Below are 17,736 nucleotides of genomic sequence, written 5' to 3'. Positions count from 1 at the left end.
GCAACGGCTTGGCACTAGCACTGAACGTGCCCGCGCGGAATCGGTTCGCCGCGTTTTCGACAATTTGTTGAACGGTTCGTTTAACGGGTGGACCGGGACGGCGCGTGGCCGTCCCGGTCATGAGCGTCGGGGCGCGGCGACCCCGCTGGAGTCGCCGACGTCCTCGACGCGCTCCTACTTGGCGGTCTTGGCAGCGAGGGCCGCTTGGGCAGCCGCGAGACGGGCGATCGGCACCCGGTAGGGTGAGCACGACACGTAATCGAGGCCGACCTCCTGGCAGAATGCCACCGAAGCCGGGTCGCCGCCGTGCTCGCCGCAGATGCCGAGCTTGATGTCGGGACGCACCGCCCGGCCGCGCTCGACGCCGATGCGCACGAGCTCGCCGACGCCCTCCTGGTCGATGCTGATGAACGGATCGGCCGCCAGGATGCCCTTCTGGGTGTAGGCGCCCAGGAAGGTCGCGGCATCGTCGCGGGAGATGCCGAGGGCGGTCTGCGTCAGGTCGTTGGTGCCGAAGGAGAAGAACTCCGCCGTCTCGGCGATGTCGCCGGCCCGGAGCGCGGCCCGGGGCAGCTCGATCATCGTGCCCACCTGATAATCAACCGTGCTGCCCGTTTCGGCAGCGACGGCCTTCGCCATGGCATCGATGCGCGCCTTGACGATGTCGAACTCCATCTTCGTGAAGACGAGCGGCACCATCACCTCGGGGGTGACGGGCGATCCCGTCTCCTTGGCGGCCTGGACGGCCGCCTCGAAGATCGCCCGAGCCTGCATCTCGGCGATCTCCGGGAAGGCGATCGCGAGGCGGCAGCCGCGGAAGCCGAGCATCGGGTTGAACTCGTGCAGCTCCGTCATGCGGCGGCGCAGCTTGTCCTCGGAGACGCCCGTGCTGGTGGCGACGTCGCGGACCTCCTCGTCGGTGTGCGGCAGGAATTCGTGCAGCGGCGGATCGAGCAGGCGGATCGTGACGGGCAGGCCAGACATGATCGTGAACAGCTCGACGAAGTCCTGACGCTGGTAGGGCAGGATCTTGGCGAGCGCCGCGCGGCGGCCCTCGACGTCGTCGGCGAGGATCATCTCGCGCACGGCGACGATGCGGTCACCCTCGAAGAACATGTGCTCGGTGCGGCACAGGCCGATGCCCTCGGCGCCGAAGTTCCGGGCAGCGCGGGCGTCGGTCGGGGTGTCGGCATTGGTGCGGACCTTCATGGTGCGCACCTTGTCGGCCCAGCCCATCAGGGTGGCGAACTCGCCCGACAGGGACGGCTCCAGCATCGCCACCTCGCCCAGGAGCACCTGGCCCGTCGAGCCGTCGATGGTGATCTTGTCGCCGGCCTTCAGGGTGGTTCCGGCCACTGAGAGGGTGCCGGCCTTGTAGTCGACGCGGATCGAGCCGACGCCGGAGACGCAGGGCTTGCCCATGCCGCGGGCCACCACGGCCGCGTGACTGGTCATGCCGCCGCGTGTGGTGAGGATGCCCTCGGAGGCGTGCATGCCGTGGATGTCTTCCGGCGAGGTCTCCACGCGCACCAGGATACACTTGCGCTCGGCCTTGCGGGCGGCCTCGGCATCCTCGGAGTTGAAGACGATCTCGCCGGTGGCGGCGCCCGGCGAAGCGGGCAGGCCGGCGGCGATGACCTTGCGCTCGGCCTTCGGGTCGATGGTTGGATGCAAGAGCTGGTCGAGGGCGGCGGGCTCGACGCGGCCGATGGCCTCCTCCTCGGTGATCAGGCCTTCGGCGGCGAGATCGACGGCGATCCGCAGGGCCGCCTTGGCGGTGCGCTTGCCGTTGCGGGTCTGAAGCATCCAGAGCTTTCCGCTCTCGATGGTGAACTCCATGTCCTGCATGTCGCGGTAGTGGTTCTCGAGGAGGCCGTAGATCCGCACCAGCTCGGCGTAGGAGTCGGGCATGGCCAGCTCCATCGACGGACGGTCGGACTTGGCCTCGATGCGGGCCTTCTCGGTGATGTCCTGCGGGGTGCGGATGCCCGCCACCACGTCCTCGCCCTGGGCGTTGATCAGGAACTCGCCGTAGAGGGCGCGCTCACCGGTGGACGGGTTGCGGGTGAAGGCGACGCCGGTGGCCGAGGTATCGCCCATGTTGCCGAACACCATGGCCTGAACGTTGACGGCCGTGCCCCAGCTCTCCGGAATGCTGTTCAGCTCACGGTACTTCTTGGCCCGCGGGATCATCCAGGAATCGAACACCGCACCGATGGCGCCCCAGAGCTGATCTTCGGGAGCCTGCGGGAAGTCGGAGCCGTGCTCGGCCTTCACGATGGCCTTGTACTTCCCGACGAGGTGCTTCCAGTCCTCGGCCCCCAGTTCGGTGTCGAGGCTGACGCCCTTGCCTTCCTTGTAGTGCTCCAGCGCCTCCTCGAAGGCGTGATGCTCCACGCCGAGGACGACGTTCGAGTACATGGTGATGAAGCGGCGGTAGGAATCGTAGGCGAAGCGCGGATCGCCGGCGCCCTGCGCCAGGGCCTCGACGGTGCGGTCATTGAGGCCGAGGTTGAGCACCGTGTCCATCATGCCCGGCATCGAGGCGCGGGCGCCCGAGCGGACCGAAACGAGGAGCGGGTTCTCCGGATCGCCGAAGCCGCGTCCGGTGAGCGCACCGACGGCGTCGAGGGCGGCCTTGACCTGGCCCTTCAGCTCTTCCGGATACTGCTGTCCGTGATCGTAGTAGTAGGTACAGACTTCGGTCGTGATGGTGAAACCGGGTGGCACCGGAAGACCGAGATTCGACATCTCCGCGAGGTTCGCGCCCTTCCCGCCCAGCAGGTTGCGCATGGACGACTGGCCCTCGGCCTTGCCGTCACCGAAGGAGTAGACCCACTTGCCCATCTGTATCCGTCCGCTTGCAGGAGTGAAAACTGCCCCATGCCTAACACGGCGGGTTGGACCATCTTCTGCTGCAACGCAAGATGAACGGCTCGCCCAGGCGATGACAGCGTGACGCTTCGGGCCCGCTGTAACGGAGCCGTTGCCGGATCAGCCGAGCGACCGGAAGACACCGAGGCCGATCAAGCCGACCAGGATCAGGTAGATCGCCACGATGTAGTTCAGCAGCCGCGGGACGATCAGGATCAGCACGCCGGCGGCCAGGGCGATGACGGGCTGAAGGCTGGAAATCGTGATGGTCATGGGTCGCGCTCCGGCACGCCATTGGGACTTGTCTGCGCCGCCCGGGACCTCAGACGCGGTACTTTCCGTTGCGCTTGATCAGCACCTGCGTGCCCACCGGCACCCGCTCGTAGAGGTCGACGATGTCCTCGTTGAGCATGCGCACGCAGCCGGACGACATCTGTTCGCCGATGCTCCAGGGCTCGTTGGTGCCGTGGATGCGGAAGAGGATGTCGCGGTTTCCCTGGTAGAGATACAGGGCACGGGCGCCGAGGGGGTTGTCGACGCCACCCTTCCGGGTGCGCGGCAGGTCGGGGTTGAGGGAGACCATGGTGGTGGTGGGGCTCCAGTCCGGCCAGACGCCCTTGCGTCCGACCCGCGCCTGGCCCTTCCAGGAGAAGCCGAGCTTACCGACGCCGACGCCGTACTGAACCGCCGTCCCGTCCTCCTGCACCAGGGCGAGCTGCCGGTTGTCGATATCGACGACGATCGTGCCGGGTTTCTCGGGCCCGGTGTAGCGCACCACCTGCCGGCGATACTTCGGATCGAGCCGGGACTTGTCGACCAGGGGGACGTCGTAGGGCTTGTCCGGCATCGTACCGGTGTACCAGGCAGCCTCGTCGTCCTGCGCCAGGTTCACGGGGCCACGGGACTGGCACGCCGCGAGGGGCGCGATCAGGATCAGGCCGAGGATGAGACGGCGGGACGGCATGGACAGCTCCACGTTTCGACGCGTCGGAGGACGGCTCTGTCCCCTGACTACCGCTCCCGGACCTCCGACGTTGTGTCATTCCCGCCGCAGGTCGGATGTTGCGTGCGCGATTCATCGTGCGGCGGAGGGTTCCGAGGCCGGACGAGGCCGGACGAGGCCGGGACGCCCGGGCGGCCTTGCGCCCCGCGCATTGCATCGCGCGAACGAGACTTTCATGATGGCTCCGGGCCGCCCCCGGCCCCGGAGCACAGGTGACGATGGTCGAGACGCAGGTGCTTTCCGAGATCGATGCCGACGCTCCGCTGGCCGACCTCGCCCCCGCCGTTCATCTCGATCACTGCGTCATCCACGTCACGGACTGGGAGCGCTCGAACGCGTTCTATCGGGACGTGATGGGGGCCGAGATCATTCCGCGCGGATCGGCCTTCGCGTATCGCTTCGGCGGCGTTCAGCTGAACGTGCACGGGCCGGGCGTGGACGCGACGCCGTTGGCCAGGATTCCCGTGCAGCCGGGAAACAGCGACCTGTGCTTTCGCTGGTCGGGCTCGATCGAGCAGGCCGCCGCCCACCTCGCCTCGCTGGGCGTGACGGTCGAGCTCGGACCCGTGGAGCGCAACGGCGCCGCCGGCGCCGGGGTCAGCCTCTATTTTCGAGACCCTGACGGATCCCTGATGGAGTTCATCACCTATCCGCCCTCTCCGTAGGACGCGGTCCGGCTCGACCGTCGGCCTCAGCCTCGACTTTGGGCGAGCTGTTGGTTGGTCTGTTCGAGGCGGAGTGCCAATTCGCGCATCACCGCGATGGCGATGGGCGGGAACTGCGCCAGCAACTCCAGGAAGACGGTCCGGTCGATTCGCAGGACGGTGGCCGGATCGACGGCGGCGACGGTGGCCGAGCGTGGCTGGTCGGCGAGGATGCCCATCTCGCCCACGAGAGCGTTTGCCCCCAGCAACGCCAAGCGAAAGGGCCCCTGCGGTCCGTCGATCGAGACCTCCGCCGAGCCTTCCAGAAGGAGATACGCCGCGTCGGCCGCGTCGCCCTGGGCGAAGAGCTGCTGGCCCGCTTCGAAATGGACGCGCTCGCTGGTGAAGGCGAGGAGCTTCAAGCGCGACGGCTCGACACCACGGAACAAGGGCACCTGGCGAAGAGACGAAACCTCGGTCTCGAGGGTCATTGAGTCAGGCTCCCGTGACGCGACGTCCCTCTTGGGGCGGCACGATCCTGGCGCATCCAATGCGGCTCCGTGCCAATTTGTCCAGACCCCATCGCCCCACGGACCGCGACGCCCCCAGCGGACACGATTCGCGCTTCGCCACCGCCCACCAGTCCAACCGTTCGATCTAACGGTTAAGCTTAAATTAATCGCCAATCCTTGGCGCATGGACTGCTCACGCCGTGATCAGATGAGGAACCATCGATATTGGCAAAGGTTGTCCTGGCAGTGAACGCAAAGCTGAGGAGGCGCTGATGGCATCAGGAAATTCCACCTCGAAGCGAGGTTTCGCATCGATGGACCTCGAACGGCAGCGGGAAATCGCGAGCAAGGGTGGCCGCAGCGTGCCGGCCGAGAAGCGCTCGTTCTCGCAGGATCGCGAACTGGCCTCGAATGCCGGCCGCAAGGGCGGACAGTCGAGTGGCTCCGGCCGTCCCGGCGACGAGTAAGACGCATTATGGCGCGTGGCTCTTGGGGGTCACGCGCCTTTTCTTTGCTTCGCGTCTACCAACACAAACGCCCCGTCCAGATGGAACGGGGCGTTTGTGTTGGACCATGAATGTCCAGCGTCTCGTCAGGTCATGCAGCGGCCCGGAACCATGCGGCGCGCTTCCGGTCCGGCCAGTGAACTGATCGCCCGCTCGCAGCCTTCCTGAAGCGGCTTGCGCAGGCGAGGCATCTCCTTGTCGCTGGCGGTGCGACCCAGGGCGGGCGCAACCGGCTCCGAGCGCGGGGCGGTATTCGGAACGGAAGCAAGATGGATCTGTCCAGCTGTCGCCGGAACGACACCGATCTCGGAGATCTCCTGCTGAACCATCGACAGGACCGGTTTGGCGGATGGCGCCCACTGATCAGCGGCCTGGCGGACGGTCGGTTGGATCAGCAACGCCAGAACAGCGGCCGGTCCACTCACGCTGAGGAAGAAGCCAGACCGAGACATTGCCGTAATCTCCGCGCAGAGCTTGACAGGTTGTCAGTTCAACGCAGTTCGAAAACAACGGTTCCTTAACCCTTTTGATCTGGATATCCAGTCCTTAAGGCGATGCATCGCATTGTCTTGATTGCCACCGCCTCGGCTCCCAGCCTCCCGCCGCCCGTGGCGATTTTGCATCGCCGTCGAGAAAAATCACACGTCGGAGACCGGAATCGGAACCCTTGCAGTCGAACTTCGTTGTTCCAGCACCCGGCCGCCTGGTCCTCCCCCGCATTCCCCTTGTGCATTGGCCGGAACCTTTCGACGGGTCGGAGTTAATCCGACCCGTTTTTTTGTGTCCGTATGGCGAGCTGCAGAGGACCTTGGCGGACGGCATGAAAAAACCCCGGTCGTTCGACCGGGGCTCGTTCAGCTGCTCCTCCACGAATTCAGAGCGCAGCGGGCGCTCCCAGGCAGAGCGATCAGGCCGACTTCGCCTCACGGCGACGGGCGCTCTGCTGGAAGAACAAGGCCTGGCTGATCACCGCCGAGACGTTGGCGGGCTGGAAGGGCTTGGCGATCAGGAACGCCGGCTCGGGGCGCTCGCCGGTGAGGAAGCGCTCGGGGTAGGCCGTGATGAAGATCACCGGAACCTCGAAGGTCTTCAGGAGGTCGTTCACGGCGTCGAGGCCGGAACTGCCATCGGCGAGCTGGATGTCGGCCAGGATCAGGCCTGGGCGCGTGCCCCCGGAGGCGATCTTGATCGCCTCGGTGCGGGTACGCGCAACGCCGATCACGTTGTGGCCGAGGCCTTCCACGAGCGCCTCGAGATCCATCGCGATCAGCGGCTCGTCCTCGATGATGAGGATCTCGGTGGCCATGTCGGCTGCAAGCTCGCGTCCGGCTTCATCGACGAGGTCGCGGACCTGGCTGACGTCGACGTCGAGGATGATCGCGGCATCCTCCTCCGAGAAGCCCTCGAGGCACGAGAGCAGGAAGGCCTGGCGCGGCAGCGGCGTGATCTGGCCGAGGCGGACTTCCGCCGGCAGATCGTGCTGAACCTGCTCGCTCTGGCCATTCACCGACAGCGAATTCCAGATGCGGGTGAAGACGCGGAACAGATCGGCCTTCACGTTGGAGCTGCGACCGAGCGTCTCCGGCTCGTTCACGAGAGTTTCCAGGGTGGCGGCCACGTAGGCGTCGCCAGCAACCTGGCTGCCGGTCAGCGCCCGCGCGTAACGGCGCAGGTACGGCAGATGCTGAACGACGAGTTGAGCTGTCGACATTATATCCCCTTGGCTTTGCCGTTCTATCGGGCGCCTCCGCCACAACGCGGAATGCAGGGCTCCGTTCCGCCGGGCGGGAACCGATTGTTCACACCAGCGTTGCAGGTGCAGCCATGGCCTATGTGAAGCCGCAAAACAATCGCGGCGATGTCGCTTGTCGACATCCAAGGGGACCGACGTATGGACGATAACGGACCGGGTGCCGGCCCCTCACCCGAGGGAGTCGACCCGAAGACAAGCGACGCTGTGCCCGGACAGGGCCTGAGTGATCATACCCAGAAGCGGATCGGGCATCACCTCCGCGCCATGTATGACACCATCGTGCAGCAACCGGTCCCTGATCGATTCCGCGACCTCATCGCCAAGCTCGACGCGTCGACCCCCAATTCGGACACTCAGGGCTGAAGCCACCTGCGTCGCATTTGCGAGAGATCGTCGGAAGCGAAGGCCTGGGTCGTGAACTCTCACCCGTCGCGAAAAAGGGCCGCTCGTAGCGAGCGGCCCTTTTCATGTGTTCCAGTGCTCCGGCGCCACTGCGCCGAGAGGCATCAGAGCGTCGGCGAACGACCGCGCATCAGGCCGATCACGGCCGAGATGGCGAACAGAACGATGGCGACGAAGAACACGAGCTTCGCAGCTTCCATCGCCGTGCCGGCGATTCCACCGAAGCCGAGCAGCGCCGCGACGAGGGCGACGACCAGGAACGTAACGGCCCATCCGAGCATGTGACTCTACCCTTCATCAAGTACGGTGCAGCATCGGCTGCGACCTCATGACAGCATAACGCCAAGTTAGCGGGACGGTTCCTGAGTTCGCCACAGGTTCGCCACGTTTTCCACCGGTGGCGCGCAAAGCCTTTCACGCGGTTCTTCGCTGCTGCCGATGCACGGACACACCGAACGCCGTCACAGAGCGTTGCGGCGAACCGCACGGCGCCAAACGATGCCGGACACAACGAGCGCGAGGCCATATTGGCCGAAGCCGTTCTCCGCGAGATCGCCGACGGAGCCATGGATCTGAAGCAGAAGACGCGTCAGGCCGTTCAGCACGATGACTGTGGCACAAAACAACGCGGACGCGGCAAGGACAGCGATGAATTCGGGCATGGCGGTGCATCCGGTTGACCCGGATGTCCTCACGCAAAGCTTGCGCCAGCCCGTCGCGCCCGCACGACGGAGGGGGTGCGCCGTTCGCCGGACTAGCGGGACTGTCAGCGCGCGTCAGGGACGCCGCGATGCGGCCGGCTTGGGACGGGCGCCCGTCGACGCCGGGATCGGCGTGGCGACCGCCGGCTGGACCGCCGGCGGACGGGGTGTTTCCACCACGAGGCGCTTGACCGGCCAGCCGTCGGCCCACCGCTCCATGTCGCTGAAGCGCGGATTGGCCTTGAGGCCCGCGGCGTCCGTTCCGCCGAACGCCGCAGCGGCAGCGAGGTCGAAGGTCTTCCAGTAGGCCAGATAGTCGAGGCTGTCGGCGCGAGAATTGTTGATCTGAGAAACCAGCGTCGTCTGCTCGCCCGTGAGGGCCATATCGGGCGACCATTTGAAGGGCGGAGCCGGCTGCTTCGGGTCGCGGGGCGGCTCCGGCGGCAGCTTGATGGCCGATCCGTCATAGGCGGCATCCACGCCGGCCGGCGACGTGAGCGTGGCGGCCAGAGCGGGAAACCCATGGTCGTCCGAGAGCGCGCGCACGAACAGCTTGCGCTCGCTCGGCACGGCGCTGGCCTCCCGCAGGAGGCGTCGTCCGGCCAAATCGGCGGCCCGCGCGTCGCGGTCGCCGATCACCGTGATGACCAGGGTCTCAGGGGCGATCCGGGCGAGATCGTGCAGGACGATCCCTCGAGCGCGCGCGTCGCTGGCGATACCGCCCGGCATGATCGCGAACACGAGGCGCGGGATGGGCAGGCCCTGCTCGGCCGCGTCGGCGGCGATGTTGGCGGCGATCGGTGCGCCGGCGAGGTGCCCGATCACCGCGACCCGCTTCGGGTCGGGTTTTGCGTCGGCATCACTGGCGAGGTCGGACAGCGTCGACTTCAGGATGCGCTCGGCGATCGCGCTCGCCTCCGATGGACGCGTTCGATTGAGGTCCTGGAAGCGTGGAAAGACGACGAGGGAGCCGCTCCGGGCGAGGTGATCGATCCAACTGCCGTAGGCCTGCGGATTGGGGGCGCCCCAGGCATGCAGGAAGACGACGACGGGGCGACCCTCGGTGGGTGCCGCGCCTGCCTTGTAGAAGACGAAGCTGCCGGAGCCGGCCTTGCCGAGACCGCGCTTCACGATGGCCGCGGCGCGATCGCCGATCCCGCCGGGGCCCTCTGCGGGCTGGTTCGGCGGGGCGGCGGCGATGGCCGGAGCAGCCGCCGCCAGCAAGGCGGCGAGGCCCAGAGCGGCGACGCCGAGGCTTAGTGTGGAACGCATGGACAGTCCGATGACGCAGCCCGTGAGCCTCGAAGGCCAGTCCTCGCGAAGCACGGATCAAATGTGGGCCGAACCATACGGCAATCCGCACCGCCTGAGTGCGGTATTCCCGCCGCACTTGCCCAGCGGAATTTGGGGCTCAGCGCTTGGTCTGACCGCGTCGGTCGTCGATCATTGCGGCGAGCCGCATCAGATCGCTGGGCTGAACTGCGTCGGTGACGGCTTGATAGACATCGCGAAGATTGCTTCCGAGTGTCGCCATCAGGCGATCTTCGGGCAAGCCGGTCAGGGACGACCACGCTTCATCCGGACGCTGGGCGCTGACCGATTGGGCAAAGTTCATCGTCGGCTTCCGGGCCATCGCGCGGCCTCTCGATTGCGGGAACCCGTTCAACGGCTCCGCGACCCGATGTTTCCGTTGATCTATGATAAATTTAATTGCCGCGCAGGGGAGAGCCGATGACGTCCGGCCCGGAAGTGGAGCCGTCGGTGCGTCCGGCCGCCTCCTCGACCCAGGCCAGGATGTCGGCGGCGCGCCAAGGCTTCGGGATGAAGGTCGCCGAGACACGCAGGTCGCTGGGCTGGTCACCGGCATCGCCGGAGGTCAACAGCACCCGAACGCGCGGCCAGGTGACGCCGATAATGCGGGCCAGTTCGAAACCACCGATCGGCCCCGGGGTCCGAACGTCCGAGAAGACGACGCTGACTTCGTCGCCCCGATCGTTGAGAATCGCCAGGGCGCGTTCGGCCGTCTCGGCTTCGATGACCCGGAAGCCGGTCTCTTCGAGAAGCTCGGCCGCAAGGAACCGCTCATCTGGCTCGTCCTCGACGACGAGGATCACGGGACGTGCGTCAGATGGGGTCACAGCACTCATGGGTCCGGTACGCTCTTCGGGCCAGAACGGCGGGCCAAGTGCAATCTTGCGCCACGGAGGCGCGAAGCTGTCAATGTGGCGGAACCGACCAATAACCCTGAATGCGCGCCGCGTGGGCCCGTTGTGCTTTCAATGCCACGCTTTCGCGAGGTTTTTAGCCAACACCGTGAGATTTGAGAAAGGCTAGAGCGCGCGCCCAACCGTCTTTCGCATCCGCTTCATGATAGCTTGGCCGGTAATCCGCGTGGAATCCGTGCGGGGCATCCGGATACACGACGAGTTCTACCGACTTGCCGGCGGCCTTGGCCTTGTCCCGCGCCGCCTCCACGGCCGGGACGGGAATGCCGGTATCTGCGCCGCCGTAGAGGCACAGGAGCGGTGCATTGAGCTCGGCCGCCAGGTCGGTGGCCGTGCGTGGCTGGATCTCCGTACGCTCACCGCCGACGGGACCGTACCAGGCGACACCCGCCTTCAGATCCTTCCGGTGAGCGGCATAGAGCCAGACGCCGCGCCCACCGCGGCACCAGCCCATCGTTCCGATCCGTGACGGATCCCCATGCGAGGCCGAGACCGCCCAGCTTGCGGCTGCATCCAGATCGGCGATCCATTGGGCGTCGGGGGTCTTCGAGATGATGTCGCGGATGATCACCTTCGCATCCGTCATCGTCGAGAGATCGCCCTGGCGGGCATAGAGCTCGGGTGCCACCGCGCAGTATCCGACCTTGGCGAGCCGGCGGCAGATATCCTTGATGTAGTCGTGCACGCCGAAGATCTCCTCGATGACGAGGATGATCGGAAACGGCCCCTCCCCCTTCGGCATGGCCCGATATCCGGGCATCGGACCATCGGCGGCGGGGATCTTGACCTCACCCGCTTCGATGCCCTCGGCATCGGTCCTGATCACCTGGGCCTCGACGGAACTCGTCGCCAGGGTCAGTCCCGTCATCAGGCTCGTCATGACGAAGCCGCGTCGGGAAAAGGGCGGCGTCAGGAGGCCGTCGAGACCTTCGAGCGGCGTGGCGTCTGCGCGGTGATCCGACGTGTTCGACATGATGATCCCGGGGCGATCTGGGAGAAGCGATCTCGTCGGACGAAGACATCCTGGATCGCAGCCAGGAAATTAGGGCTCGACGCCGGGCCGAACAGTCTCAGAGAGCGACGCGCTGGCGTGCCGCCTCGCCCGTCCGCGAATCCACCGGCGCGCCAACGCGCCGCGTCGCCAGCCGAGTCTCGCCGGTCGGGTTGCGCTTCCGGGCCGCCCCGGAGCCCGCGGGCTTCGGCCGAACGAGATCGCCCAGCGCCACGAAGCCCGCCTCGCCCCGTCGCGTTCCGGTGCCGGCGACCAGCCCGAAGGCCATGGCGAAGGATTGCGAGAGGCCCGAGTCCATCTCGATCCCGAACGCCGTTACGGCGGCAAGGAACGCCTCGCGGAAGCTGCGCGGCGTGCACCAGCTCTTCTCGGCGAGATGCATCGGCCATTCCCAGAGATCGCCCCGCCGTTGGGCAAGGGTTTCCCGCGCGATGAAGTAGCCGGTCCCGCGATGCTCCAGGCCGTCGGCGGCGACACGCCAGTCGGCGTTCTCGAACAGGACCTCAACCGGCTCGCACCCAGCGCTGGGCGACAGGTCGTCCTGGGTGAAGTCGTCTAGAGGCAAGTCGTCCAAAGGCAGGTCGAACATGATGTCCCCTCGTCGCCAGGTTCGGAGCCGCCGCGTGGCCGTCCCGAAATGGATCAGAACATTGAGGGAACAGTGGGGATAAATCGACCGGGCGTCAAGCCTTTGTTCTCGGTGTGTTCGGGTGGGCGACGATACCCCTAGCGTGGCTTCCGCGCGAACAGGGCATGCTCCACGCGATCGCCGGCATGGATCCTGAGGCGCGCGGCCGTACCGGCATTCAGCTCCAGCACGGAGAGGACAGCCTCGTTCGAGGGGATCACCTTGGTGGAAAGCGGCTCTGTATCGGCCGCAATCTTCGCGATGGTGCCATCGGCACGAATGAACAGCATGTCGAGCGGCAGGTAGGTGTTCTTCATCCACATCGCCACGGGTGCAGAGGCTTCGAAATCGAACAGCATGCCGTGATCGGGCGCCATCGTGCGCCGGTACATCAACCCTCGCGAGCGCTCCGCGTCCGTTCGCATCACCTCGACCGTGAAGACGTGCCGTCCCTCGCGACCGACGATGCTGAGCGGTTCTGTCGGCCCGGAGGCCGCATCCTGCGCGGCTGCGTGACCGAGGATGAACCCGAACACGGCAAGGGCGAGGAGCGCGCGAAATCCATCGCGCCAATCGATCAAACGTCGCGTGACCACCGGACCATCCGTCAGTGTGAGGCGGGCAGCGCACCGTCGAGCAGCCGGACTTCGGCGGCCATCTTGCCCTTGGAACCATCGCCGTAGCGGACGAGAACGGTCTCGCCCGGCTTGAGTTCGGCGATTCCGTAACGGCGGAGCGTCTCCATGTGAACGAAGATGTCCGGCGTCCCGTCGCCGCGGCTGAGGAATCCGAAGCCGCGCAGGCGGTTGAACCACTTCACCACGGCGGTTTCGAGGCCGCTGGTCGGCGTGACCGTAACGTGGGTGCGCGGCAGAGGCAGTTCGGAGGGGTGAAGCGCGGTCGACTGATCGAGGGAGATGACCCGAAAGGCCTGCCAGCCGCGAGGCCGCTCCGTAGCCTCCACCACCACGCGAGCGCCCTCGCTGGCACTCTGATGCCCGTCCCGGCGCAGACAGGTGATGTGGAGGAGCACGTCGGCCGAGCCGTCGTCCGGCACGATGAAGCCGAAACCCTTTGCCACGTCGAACCACTTGATCCGGCCCGAGACCTCCGTGAGGTCGAGCGGTCGCTGCGCCTCAGCGCCCTGACCCTCGAGGGCGCGGGTGTCGTCCTGCTCGCCCGACGAACGCTGCCCGAAGGGGCCTGAACCGAAATCGTCAGACATGTAAGCAACCCACACCGAATCACGTCTCGCGACCCGCACCAGAGATTAACAAAGTCATGACTCGGCGGAAGCCCGTTTGGCGATCCGCGCTGGACTTCAATGCCGCATTGTTCGGCAGGGCGGTGCGAAGGCAACAGCCCACCCCCACCGACTGAACCCTAAGCCCTGGCCAAGCTTTAGTATTTTTAGGCTTTGCGTGTGGGTGATCAAAATTTGTTAAGCACCGGAGCGGAAGAGCATAGAGTCTGTGATCCAGGCCCGGCCGTCGCGACCGTGCGGGATCGATGCTAGGGCCTGCGCGATGATGCGCCCGCTTCCTTCTTCCGTTTCACCCCGGTTCCGGTACGCGGCCCTCGACGTCTCGCGTGGCATCGCCCTCGTGGCGATGGCGCTCTATCACGCCACCTGGGATCTCGGGGCTCTGCGGCTCACGCCCGAAAACTACGCGTTGACACCGTCGGGCAGGCTCGCCGCGCACGGGATCGCCGGAAGCTTCCTAATTCTGGTCGGGATCGGTCTCGTGCTGATGAACGACGAGCGCTTCGCGGCGCGGCCGTTCGTCCTGCGGCTGGCTCGGATCGCCGGTGCGGCGCTGCTCGTGACCGTCGCGACCCTCATCACCGATCCGTCGAACTACATCTTCTTCGGCATCCTGCACTGCATCGCCGTCTCGAGCGTGCTGGCGCTCCCCTTCGTCAGGAGACTGCCACGCTGGGCTTCGGTACTTGCCGCGGCGCTCGTCCTCGCGGGACCGCATCTGATCTCGGGGGAGATCCTCGACACGCCGTTGCTGTCCTTCCTTGGCCTCGGTCGCACCATGCCGCAGACCAACGATTACGTGCCGCTGTTTCCCTGGTTCGCGATGGTTCTCGCCGGTGTCGCGATGGCCCTGTACGGGCTGGCCACCGTCCGCCGCTCGTGGCTCGCGACCTGGACGGCCTCCGGCCGCCTCGCGCGGGGGCTGGCCTGGGCCGGGCGCCACAGCCTGGCGATCTACCTGATCCACCAGCCGATCCTGATGGGACTCTTCACGGGCATCGTCAGCCTGACGGGCCCGCACCCGCAGGCGGGGGTGGCGGAGTTCCGGGCACTCTACGTGCGCAACTGCCTCGCGACGGGGGGCGAGACCCAAGCCTGTACCCGGGCGGCGGCCTGCGTTTCGGACGCGTTTCGCCGGGAAAACCTCTGGGCGGACCGGCCGCGCAGCTTCACCGCCGAGGAGCGCCTGCGGGCCCAGGGGCTGTCACAGGGCTGCTACGAGGCGGCGGAAGGATCGGCGCCGGCTCCGTGAGGCCGGCGCGCGATCCCGGGGGCGCTCAGTCCTTGGCGCGCTCCACGTAGGAGCCGTCCTCGGTCATGATCACCACGCGGGTGCCGACGGCGATGTGCGGCGGCACGGCGGTGCGGACGCCGTTGGAGAGGATCGCGGGCTTGTAGGACGAGGAGGCCGTCTGACCCTTCATCGCCGGCTCGGTCTCGGTGACTTCGAGGACGACGCGCTGCGGCAGGTCGAGGGTCAGCGCCACGCCGTTGTGGGTGGAGACCATGACGGCCATGCCTTCCTGCAGGTACGGCGCGGCGCTGCCGACGACGTCCTTGGGGATCGCGACCTGGTCGTAATTCTCGGGGTTCATGAAGTGGAAGCCCTCGCCGTCCTCGTAGAGGAAGGTGTGCTCCCGGTCCTCGACGAAGGCGCGCTCGACCGATTCCGTGGTGCGGTAGCGCTCGGATACCTTCACGCCGTCGGTGATGCGGCGCATGTCGAGTTGGGTCACCGGGGTCCCCTTGCCGGGGTGGATGTTCTCGACCGTCAGGATGACGTAGAGCTTGCCATCCTTGTCGACGACGTTGCCCTTGCGGAGCGTAGAGGCGATCACCTTCACGGGGTCTGGTCCTGCTGTGTTCGTTGAGAGAAACGACTCGGCGCCCCGACGCGGATCTCTCCGCGGGAGCGACATCTTGGCTCCGCCACTAACCTATCCGCGCCACCGTTGCCAGTCGCTCCGCGAGACGCCACTCCCGGGATGTCGATTTCAGATCTGAAGCAGGTCGCAAAGCTCGCCGCATGAACACCCCCTCCCCCTGGTGGGCGCCCCATCGCCACGCCGACCGTCGGCCGGCCCTGATGGTGCGCAACCGTATCGTCGCGGCGTTCCGGGCGCATTTCGCGGCGGCCGACTTCGTCGAGGTCGAGGCCGCCGCGCTGCAGGTGTCGCCCGGCAACGAGGCCCACCTCTCGGCCTTCGCCACCGAGTCCCTGGGGCCGGACGGCGCGCGGCGGCCGCTCTACCTGCACACCTCGCCGGAATTCGCCTGCAAGAAGCTCTTGGCCGCTGGCGAGCCGCGCCTCGTCAGCTTCGCCCGCGTCTATCGCAATCGCGAGCGCGGGCCCTTGCATCACCCGGAATTCACGATGCTCGAATGGTACCGGGCCGGGGCAGACTATACCGCCCTGATGCGCGACGGGGCCAAGCTCCTGGCGCTCGCCGCCGAGACGGCGGGGGTCCCGACGCTGCGCCATCGCGGCCGCGCGGCCGATCCCTTCGCGGAGCCCGATCGCGTCACCCTGGCGGAGGCCTTCGCCGCGCGTGCCGGCATCGACCTCCTCGCCACCATCGCTACCGACGGGACCACCGACCGGGCGGCGCTCGCGGCGGCCGTGGCCGGGGCGGGGCTCCGGGTCGCCGAGGACGACACCTGGGCCGACCTGTTCAGCCGGGTCCTGGTGGCGCGGATCGAACCGCATCTCGGGCTCGGGCGCCCGACGATCCTGTGCGAGTACCCCGTGAGCGAGGCCGCCCTGGCCCGGCCGAGCCCGCGCGACCCGCGCGTGGCCGAGCGCTTCGAGCTCTATGCTTGCGGCGTCGAACTCGCCAACGCCTTCGGCGAACTCACCGATGCCGACGAGCAGCGCCGGCGTTTCACCCTGGAAATGGCCGAGAAGGCGCGCGTCTACGGCGAGACCTACCCGATCGACGAGGACTTCCTCGACGCCCTGGCGGTCATGCCGGAGGCGAGCGGCATCGCCCTCGGCCTCGACCGCCTCGTCATGCTGGCGACCGATGCCCGCCACATCGAGGACGTGCTCTGGACGCCGGTGGCGGGGCCGGCGCGATGAGGACGTCCCTGCGCCGGCCCGCCGATCTCGCCCGTGCGGGGCTCGTGGCCCCTGCCGACCTACCGGCCCTGGAGGCCGTGGCGGCCCGCTATGCCGTCTCCGTTACGGCCGACATGGCCGACTTGATCGACCCGCACGATCCGGCGGATCCGATCGCCCGCCAGTTCCTGCCCCGGGCCGAGGAGTTGGACACGCAGGCCGAGGAGCAGGCCGACCCCATCGGCGACGGGGCCCACAGCCCCTTGCCTGGCCTGGTCCATCGCTACCCGGACCGGGTGCTCCTGAAGCCGCTGCACGTGTGCCCGGTCTATTGTCGCTTCTGTTTCCGGCGCGAGATGGTCGGGCCGGAAGGGCTCGGCACCCTGAGCGAGGCCGATCTCGCCCGGGCCTTCGCCTATATCGCGGAACGGCCGGAGATCTGGGAGGTGGTGGTCACCGGCGGCGACCCCTTCGCCCTGGCGCCGCGCCGGCTCGCCCAGATCGCCGCGTCCCTCGCGGCAATCCCGCACGTGCGGGTGCTGCGCTTCCACACCCGGGTCCCGGTCGTGGAGCCGGGCACCGTCGGCCCCGACCTCATCGCGGCCCTGAAGCGCTTCAACGGCGCAGTCTTCGTCGCCCTGCACGCCAACCACCCCCGCGAGTTCACCCCGGCGGCCTGCGCGGCGGTGGCGCGCCTCGTCGATGCCGGCATCCCGATGGTGAGCCAGACCGTGCTGCTTGCCGGGATCAACGACGATCCGGAGACGCTCGCCCTCTTGATGCGCCGTTTCGTCGAGAATCGGATCAAGCCGTACTACCTGCATCACGGCGACCTCGCGCCCGGGACCGGGCACCTCCGGACCGACCTCGCCGCGGGCCGCGACCTCGTCCGGTCCTTGCGGGGACGCCTCTCGGGCCTCGCCCAGCCCCTCTACGTCCTCGATATCCCGGGCGGGCACGGCAAGGTCCCGGCCGGGCCCGATTATCTCGCCGCAAGCGGCACCGGGTGGCGGGTGACCGATCCGCAGGGGGACGTCCACGATTATCCGCCCAAGGCGCGCAAGCCGTGAGGCAGGGACTGCGTTGACACGCCTCCGGCGCCAAGCTCTTGATGCAAAAATCTTGTCATGGGATGGCCCGGCCGGATCCGGGTG

At 67.2% G+C, this 17,736-nt stretch carries 22 protein-coding genes; 6 read left to right on the top strand and 16 right to left on the bottom strand.

Annotation, left to right across the window (positions count from 1 at the left end):
- Nucleotides 1-174 precede the first annotated feature (174 nt).
- The 3 genes from ppdK to ASF58_RS14010 all read right to left on the bottom strand — a co-directional run bounded on the left by ppdK (nt 175) and on the right by ASF58_RS14010 (nt 3,838).
- A complete protein-coding gene (gene ppdK / locus ASF58_RS14015; protein WP_055953139.1) occupies nt 175-2,847 on the bottom strand; it encodes a pyruvate, phosphate dikinase in 2,673 nt (890 codons plus the stop codon).
- Nucleotides 2,848-2,994: 147 nt separating this feature from the next.
- The gene (locus ASF58_RS25010; RefSeq protein WP_082513057.1) at nt 2,995-3,147 is read right to left on the bottom strand and encodes a DUF3096 domain-containing protein; all 153 of its coding nucleotides are present in this window, start codon (nt 3,145-3,147) and stop codon (nt 2,995-2,997) included.
- Nucleotides 3,148-3,196: 49 nt separating this feature from the next.
- On the bottom strand, nt 3,197-3,838 hold the full coding sequence (locus ASF58_RS14010) for a L,D-transpeptidase (RefSeq protein WP_055953136.1): 642 nt from the start codon (nt 3,836-3,838) through the stop codon (nt 3,197-3,199).
- 257 nt (nt 3,839-4,095) lie between these two features.
- On the opposite strand from ASF58_RS14010, the gene ASF58_RS14005 reads away from it, so the two are divergent.
- On the top strand, nt 4,096-4,542 hold the full coding sequence (locus tag ASF58_RS14005; RefSeq protein WP_055953133.1) for a VOC family protein: 447 nt from the start codon (nt 4,096-4,098) through the stop codon (nt 4,540-4,542).
- A gap of 26 nt (nt 4,543-4,568) precedes the next feature.
- Here the strand turns inward: ASF58_RS14005 and ASF58_RS14000 are convergent, their stop codons facing one another.
- Nucleotides 4,569-5,012 (bottom strand): cyclic nucleotide-binding domain-containing protein, encoded by a 444-nt coding sequence (locus ASF58_RS14000; RefSeq protein WP_055953129.1) that lies wholly within the window; start codon nt 5,010-5,012, stop codon nt 4,569-4,571.
- Between the two features lie 293 nt (nt 5,013-5,305).
- Between ASF58_RS14000 and ASF58_RS13995 the strand changes: the two genes are divergently transcribed.
- Entirely contained in the window at nt 5,306-5,500 is a 195-nt protein-coding gene (locus tag ASF58_RS13995) for a KGG domain-containing protein (RefSeq protein ID WP_055953126.1), read from the top strand.
- A gap of 125 nt (nt 5,501-5,625) precedes the next feature.
- Here ASF58_RS13995 and ASF58_RS13990 read toward each other — a convergent pair whose 3' ends face one another.
- Entirely contained in the window at nt 5,626-5,991 is a 366-nt protein-coding gene (locus ASF58_RS13990) for a hypothetical protein (RefSeq protein WP_156375675.1), read from the bottom strand.
- Nucleotides 5,992-6,446: 455 nt separating this feature from the next.
- Nucleotides 6,447-7,250, bottom strand: coding sequence for a response regulator (locus ASF58_RS13985; protein ID WP_055953119.1), 804 nt, complete (start codon nt 7,248-7,250; stop codon nt 6,447-6,449).
- A gap of 180 nt (nt 7,251-7,430) precedes the next feature.
- Here ASF58_RS13985 and ASF58_RS25865 point away from each other — a divergent pair, with 180 nt between their 5' ends.
- Nucleotides 7,431-7,655 carry a NepR family anti-sigma factor gene (locus tag ASF58_RS25865; protein WP_055953115.1) on the top strand — a complete coding sequence of 75 codons (225 nt, stop codon included), beginning with the start codon at nt 7,431-7,433 and terminating at the stop codon, nt 7,653-7,655.
- A 143-nt stretch (nt 7,656-7,798) separates the two neighbouring features.
- Here the strand turns inward: ASF58_RS25865 and ASF58_RS25005 are convergent, their stop codons facing one another.
- The 9 genes from ASF58_RS25005 to ASF58_RS13940 all read right to left on the bottom strand — a co-directional run bounded on the left by ASF58_RS25005 (nt 7,799) and on the right by ASF58_RS13940 (nt 13,485).
- Nucleotides 7,799-7,975, bottom strand: a complete 177-nt coding sequence (locus tag ASF58_RS25005; protein ID WP_003599466.1) for a DUF1328 domain-containing protein — start codon at nt 7,973-7,975, stop codon at nt 7,799-7,801.
- A gap of 180 nt (nt 7,976-8,155) precedes the next feature.
- Complete coding sequence (locus ASF58_RS13975) at nt 8,156-8,356, bottom strand: hypothetical protein (protein ID WP_055953113.1); 201 nt, start codon at nt 8,354-8,356, stop codon at nt 8,156-8,158.
- 114 nt (nt 8,357-8,470) lie between these two features.
- On the bottom strand, nt 8,471-9,667 hold the full coding sequence (locus tag ASF58_RS13970) for a hypothetical protein (protein WP_055953110.1): 1,197 nt from the start codon (nt 9,665-9,667) through the stop codon (nt 8,471-8,473).
- 139 nt (nt 9,668-9,806) lie between these two features.
- A complete protein-coding gene (locus tag ASF58_RS13965) occupies nt 9,807-10,010 on the bottom strand; it encodes a hypothetical protein (protein WP_146056346.1) in 204 nt (67 codons plus the stop codon).
- A 91-nt stretch (nt 10,011-10,101) separates the two neighbouring features.
- Nucleotides 10,102-10,542: a response regulator gene (locus ASF58_RS13960; RefSeq protein ID WP_055953104.1), complete on the bottom strand. Its 441-nt coding sequence runs from the start codon at nt 10,540-10,542 to the stop codon at nt 10,102-10,104.
- Nucleotides 10,543-10,696: 154 nt separating this feature from the next.
- A complete protein-coding gene (locus ASF58_RS13955; protein WP_055953101.1) occupies nt 10,697-11,593 on the bottom strand; it encodes a dienelactone hydrolase family protein in 897 nt (298 codons plus the stop codon).
- A gap of 97 nt (nt 11,594-11,690) precedes the next feature.
- Complete coding sequence (locus tag ASF58_RS13950) at nt 11,691-12,221, bottom strand: hypothetical protein (protein ID WP_156375674.1); 531 nt, start codon at nt 12,219-12,221, stop codon at nt 11,691-11,693.
- Between the two features lie 137 nt (nt 12,222-12,358).
- Nucleotides 12,359-12,796: a DUF192 domain-containing protein gene (locus tag ASF58_RS13945; RefSeq protein ID WP_244477335.1), complete on the bottom strand. Its 438-nt coding sequence runs from the start codon at nt 12,794-12,796 to the stop codon at nt 12,359-12,361.
- 71 nt (nt 12,797-12,867) lie between these two features.
- Nucleotides 12,868-13,485 carry a cold-shock protein gene (locus ASF58_RS13940; protein ID WP_055953095.1) on the bottom strand — a complete coding sequence of 206 codons (618 nt, stop codon included), beginning with the start codon at nt 13,483-13,485 and terminating at the stop codon, nt 12,868-12,870.
- Between the two features lie 301 nt (nt 13,486-13,786).
- Between ASF58_RS13940 and ASF58_RS13935 the strand changes: the two genes are divergently transcribed.
- A complete protein-coding gene (locus ASF58_RS13935) occupies nt 13,787-14,776 on the top strand; it encodes a heparan-alpha-glucosaminide N-acetyltransferase (RefSeq protein WP_156375673.1) in 990 nt (329 codons plus the stop codon).
- A 25-nt stretch (nt 14,777-14,801) separates the two neighbouring features.
- Here ASF58_RS13935 and efp read toward each other — a convergent pair whose 3' ends face one another.
- Entirely contained in the window at nt 14,802-15,368 is a 567-nt protein-coding gene (efp, locus tag ASF58_RS13930) for an elongation factor P (protein WP_055953091.1), read from the bottom strand.
- A 182-nt stretch (nt 15,369-15,550) separates the two neighbouring features.
- Between efp and epmA the strand changes: the two genes are divergently transcribed.
- Complete coding sequence (epmA, locus tag ASF58_RS13925; RefSeq protein ID WP_055953088.1) at nt 15,551-16,603, top strand: EF-P lysine aminoacylase EpmA; 1,053 nt, start codon at nt 15,551-15,553, stop codon at nt 16,601-16,603.
- Nucleotides 16,600-17,652, top strand: coding sequence for a lysine-2,3-aminomutase-like protein (locus tag ASF58_RS13920; protein WP_055953085.1), 1,053 nt, complete (start codon nt 16,600-16,602; stop codon nt 17,650-17,652). Before epmA ends, ASF58_RS13920 begins: the two co-directional genes overlap by 4 nt.
- Nucleotides 17,653-17,736: the final 84 nt, after the last annotated feature.

Source organism: Methylobacterium sp. Leaf125 (genome assembly GCF_001423085.1).
Taxonomy (GTDB): Bacteria; Pseudomonadota; Alphaproteobacteria; order Rhizobiales; family Beijerinckiaceae; genus Methylobacterium.
This window is presented reverse-complemented; position numbering and strand designations above follow the sequence as displayed.

Bases quoted from the DNA above. Each gene is read 5' to 3' on its own strand.
- ASF58_RS13985 (WP_055953119.1), bottom strand. From the start codon at position 7,250: ATGTCGACAGCTCAACTCGTCGTTCAGCATCTGCCGTACCTGCGCCGT.
- ASF58_RS13970 (WP_055953110.1), bottom strand. From the start codon at position 9,667: ATGCGTTCCACACTAAGCCTCGGCGTCGCCGCTCTGGGCCTCGCCGCC.
- ASF58_RS13935 (WP_156375673.1), top strand. From the start codon at position 13,787: ATGATGCGCCCGCTTCCTTCTTCCGTTTCACCCCGGTTCCGGTACGCG.
- ASF58_RS25865 (WP_055953115.1), top strand. From the start codon at position 7,431: ATGGACGATAACGGACCGGGTGCCGGCCCCTCACCCGAGGGAGTCGAC.
- ASF58_RS13990 (WP_156375675.1), bottom strand. From the start codon at position 5,991: ATGTCTCGGTCTGGCTTCTTCCTCAGCGTGAGTGGACCGGCCGCTGTT.
- ASF58_RS13965 (WP_146056346.1), bottom strand. From the start codon at position 10,010: ATGAACTTTGCCCAATCGGTCAGCGCCCAGCGTCCGGATGAAGCGTGG.
- ASF58_RS13995 (WP_055953126.1), top strand. From the start codon at position 5,306: ATGGCATCAGGAAATTCCACCTCGAAGCGAGGTTTCGCATCGATGGAC.
- ASF58_RS25010 (WP_082513057.1), bottom strand. From the start codon at position 3,147: ATGACCATCACGATTTCCAGCCTTCAGCCCGTCATCGCCCTGGCCGCC.
- ASF58_RS13955 (WP_055953101.1), bottom strand. From the start codon at position 11,593: ATGTCGAACACGTCGGATCACCGCGCAGACGCCACGCCGCTCGAAGGT.
- ASF58_RS13960 (WP_055953104.1), bottom strand. From the start codon at position 10,542: ATGAGTGCTGTGACCCCATCTGACGCACGTCCCGTGATCCTCGTCGTC.
- ASF58_RS13950 (WP_156375674.1), bottom strand. From the start codon at position 12,221: ATGTTCGACCTGCCTTTGGACGACTTGCCTCTAGACGACTTCACCCAG.
- ASF58_RS13940 (WP_055953095.1), bottom strand. From the start codon at position 13,485: ATGTCTGACGATTTCGGTTCAGGCCCCTTCGGGCAGCGTTCGTCGGGC.
- ASF58_RS13975 (WP_055953113.1), bottom strand. From the start codon at position 8,356: ATGCCCGAATTCATCGCTGTCCTTGCCGCGTCCGCGTTGTTTTGTGCC.
- ASF58_RS14000 (WP_055953129.1), bottom strand. From the start codon at position 5,012: ATGACCCTCGAGACCGAGGTTTCGTCTCTTCGCCAGGTGCCCTTGTTC.
- ppdK (WP_055953139.1), bottom strand. From the start codon at position 2,847: ATGGGCAAGTGGGTCTACTCCTTCGGTGACGGCAAGGCCGAGGGCCAG.
- ASF58_RS13920 (WP_055953085.1), top strand. From the start codon at position 16,600: ATGAGGACGTCCCTGCGCCGGCCCGCCGATCTCGCCCGTGCGGGGCTC.
- ASF58_RS14010 (WP_055953136.1), bottom strand. From the start codon at position 3,838: ATGCCGTCCCGCCGTCTCATCCTCGGCCTGATCCTGATCGCGCCCCTC.
- epmA (WP_055953088.1), top strand. From the start codon at position 15,551: ATGAACACCCCCTCCCCCTGGTGGGCGCCCCATCGCCACGCCGACCGT.
- ASF58_RS25005 (WP_003599466.1), bottom strand. From the start codon at position 7,975: ATGCTCGGATGGGCCGTTACGTTCCTGGTCGTCGCCCTCGTCGCGGCG.
- ASF58_RS14005 (WP_055953133.1), top strand. From the start codon at position 4,096: ATGGTCGAGACGCAGGTGCTTTCCGAGATCGATGCCGACGCTCCGCTG.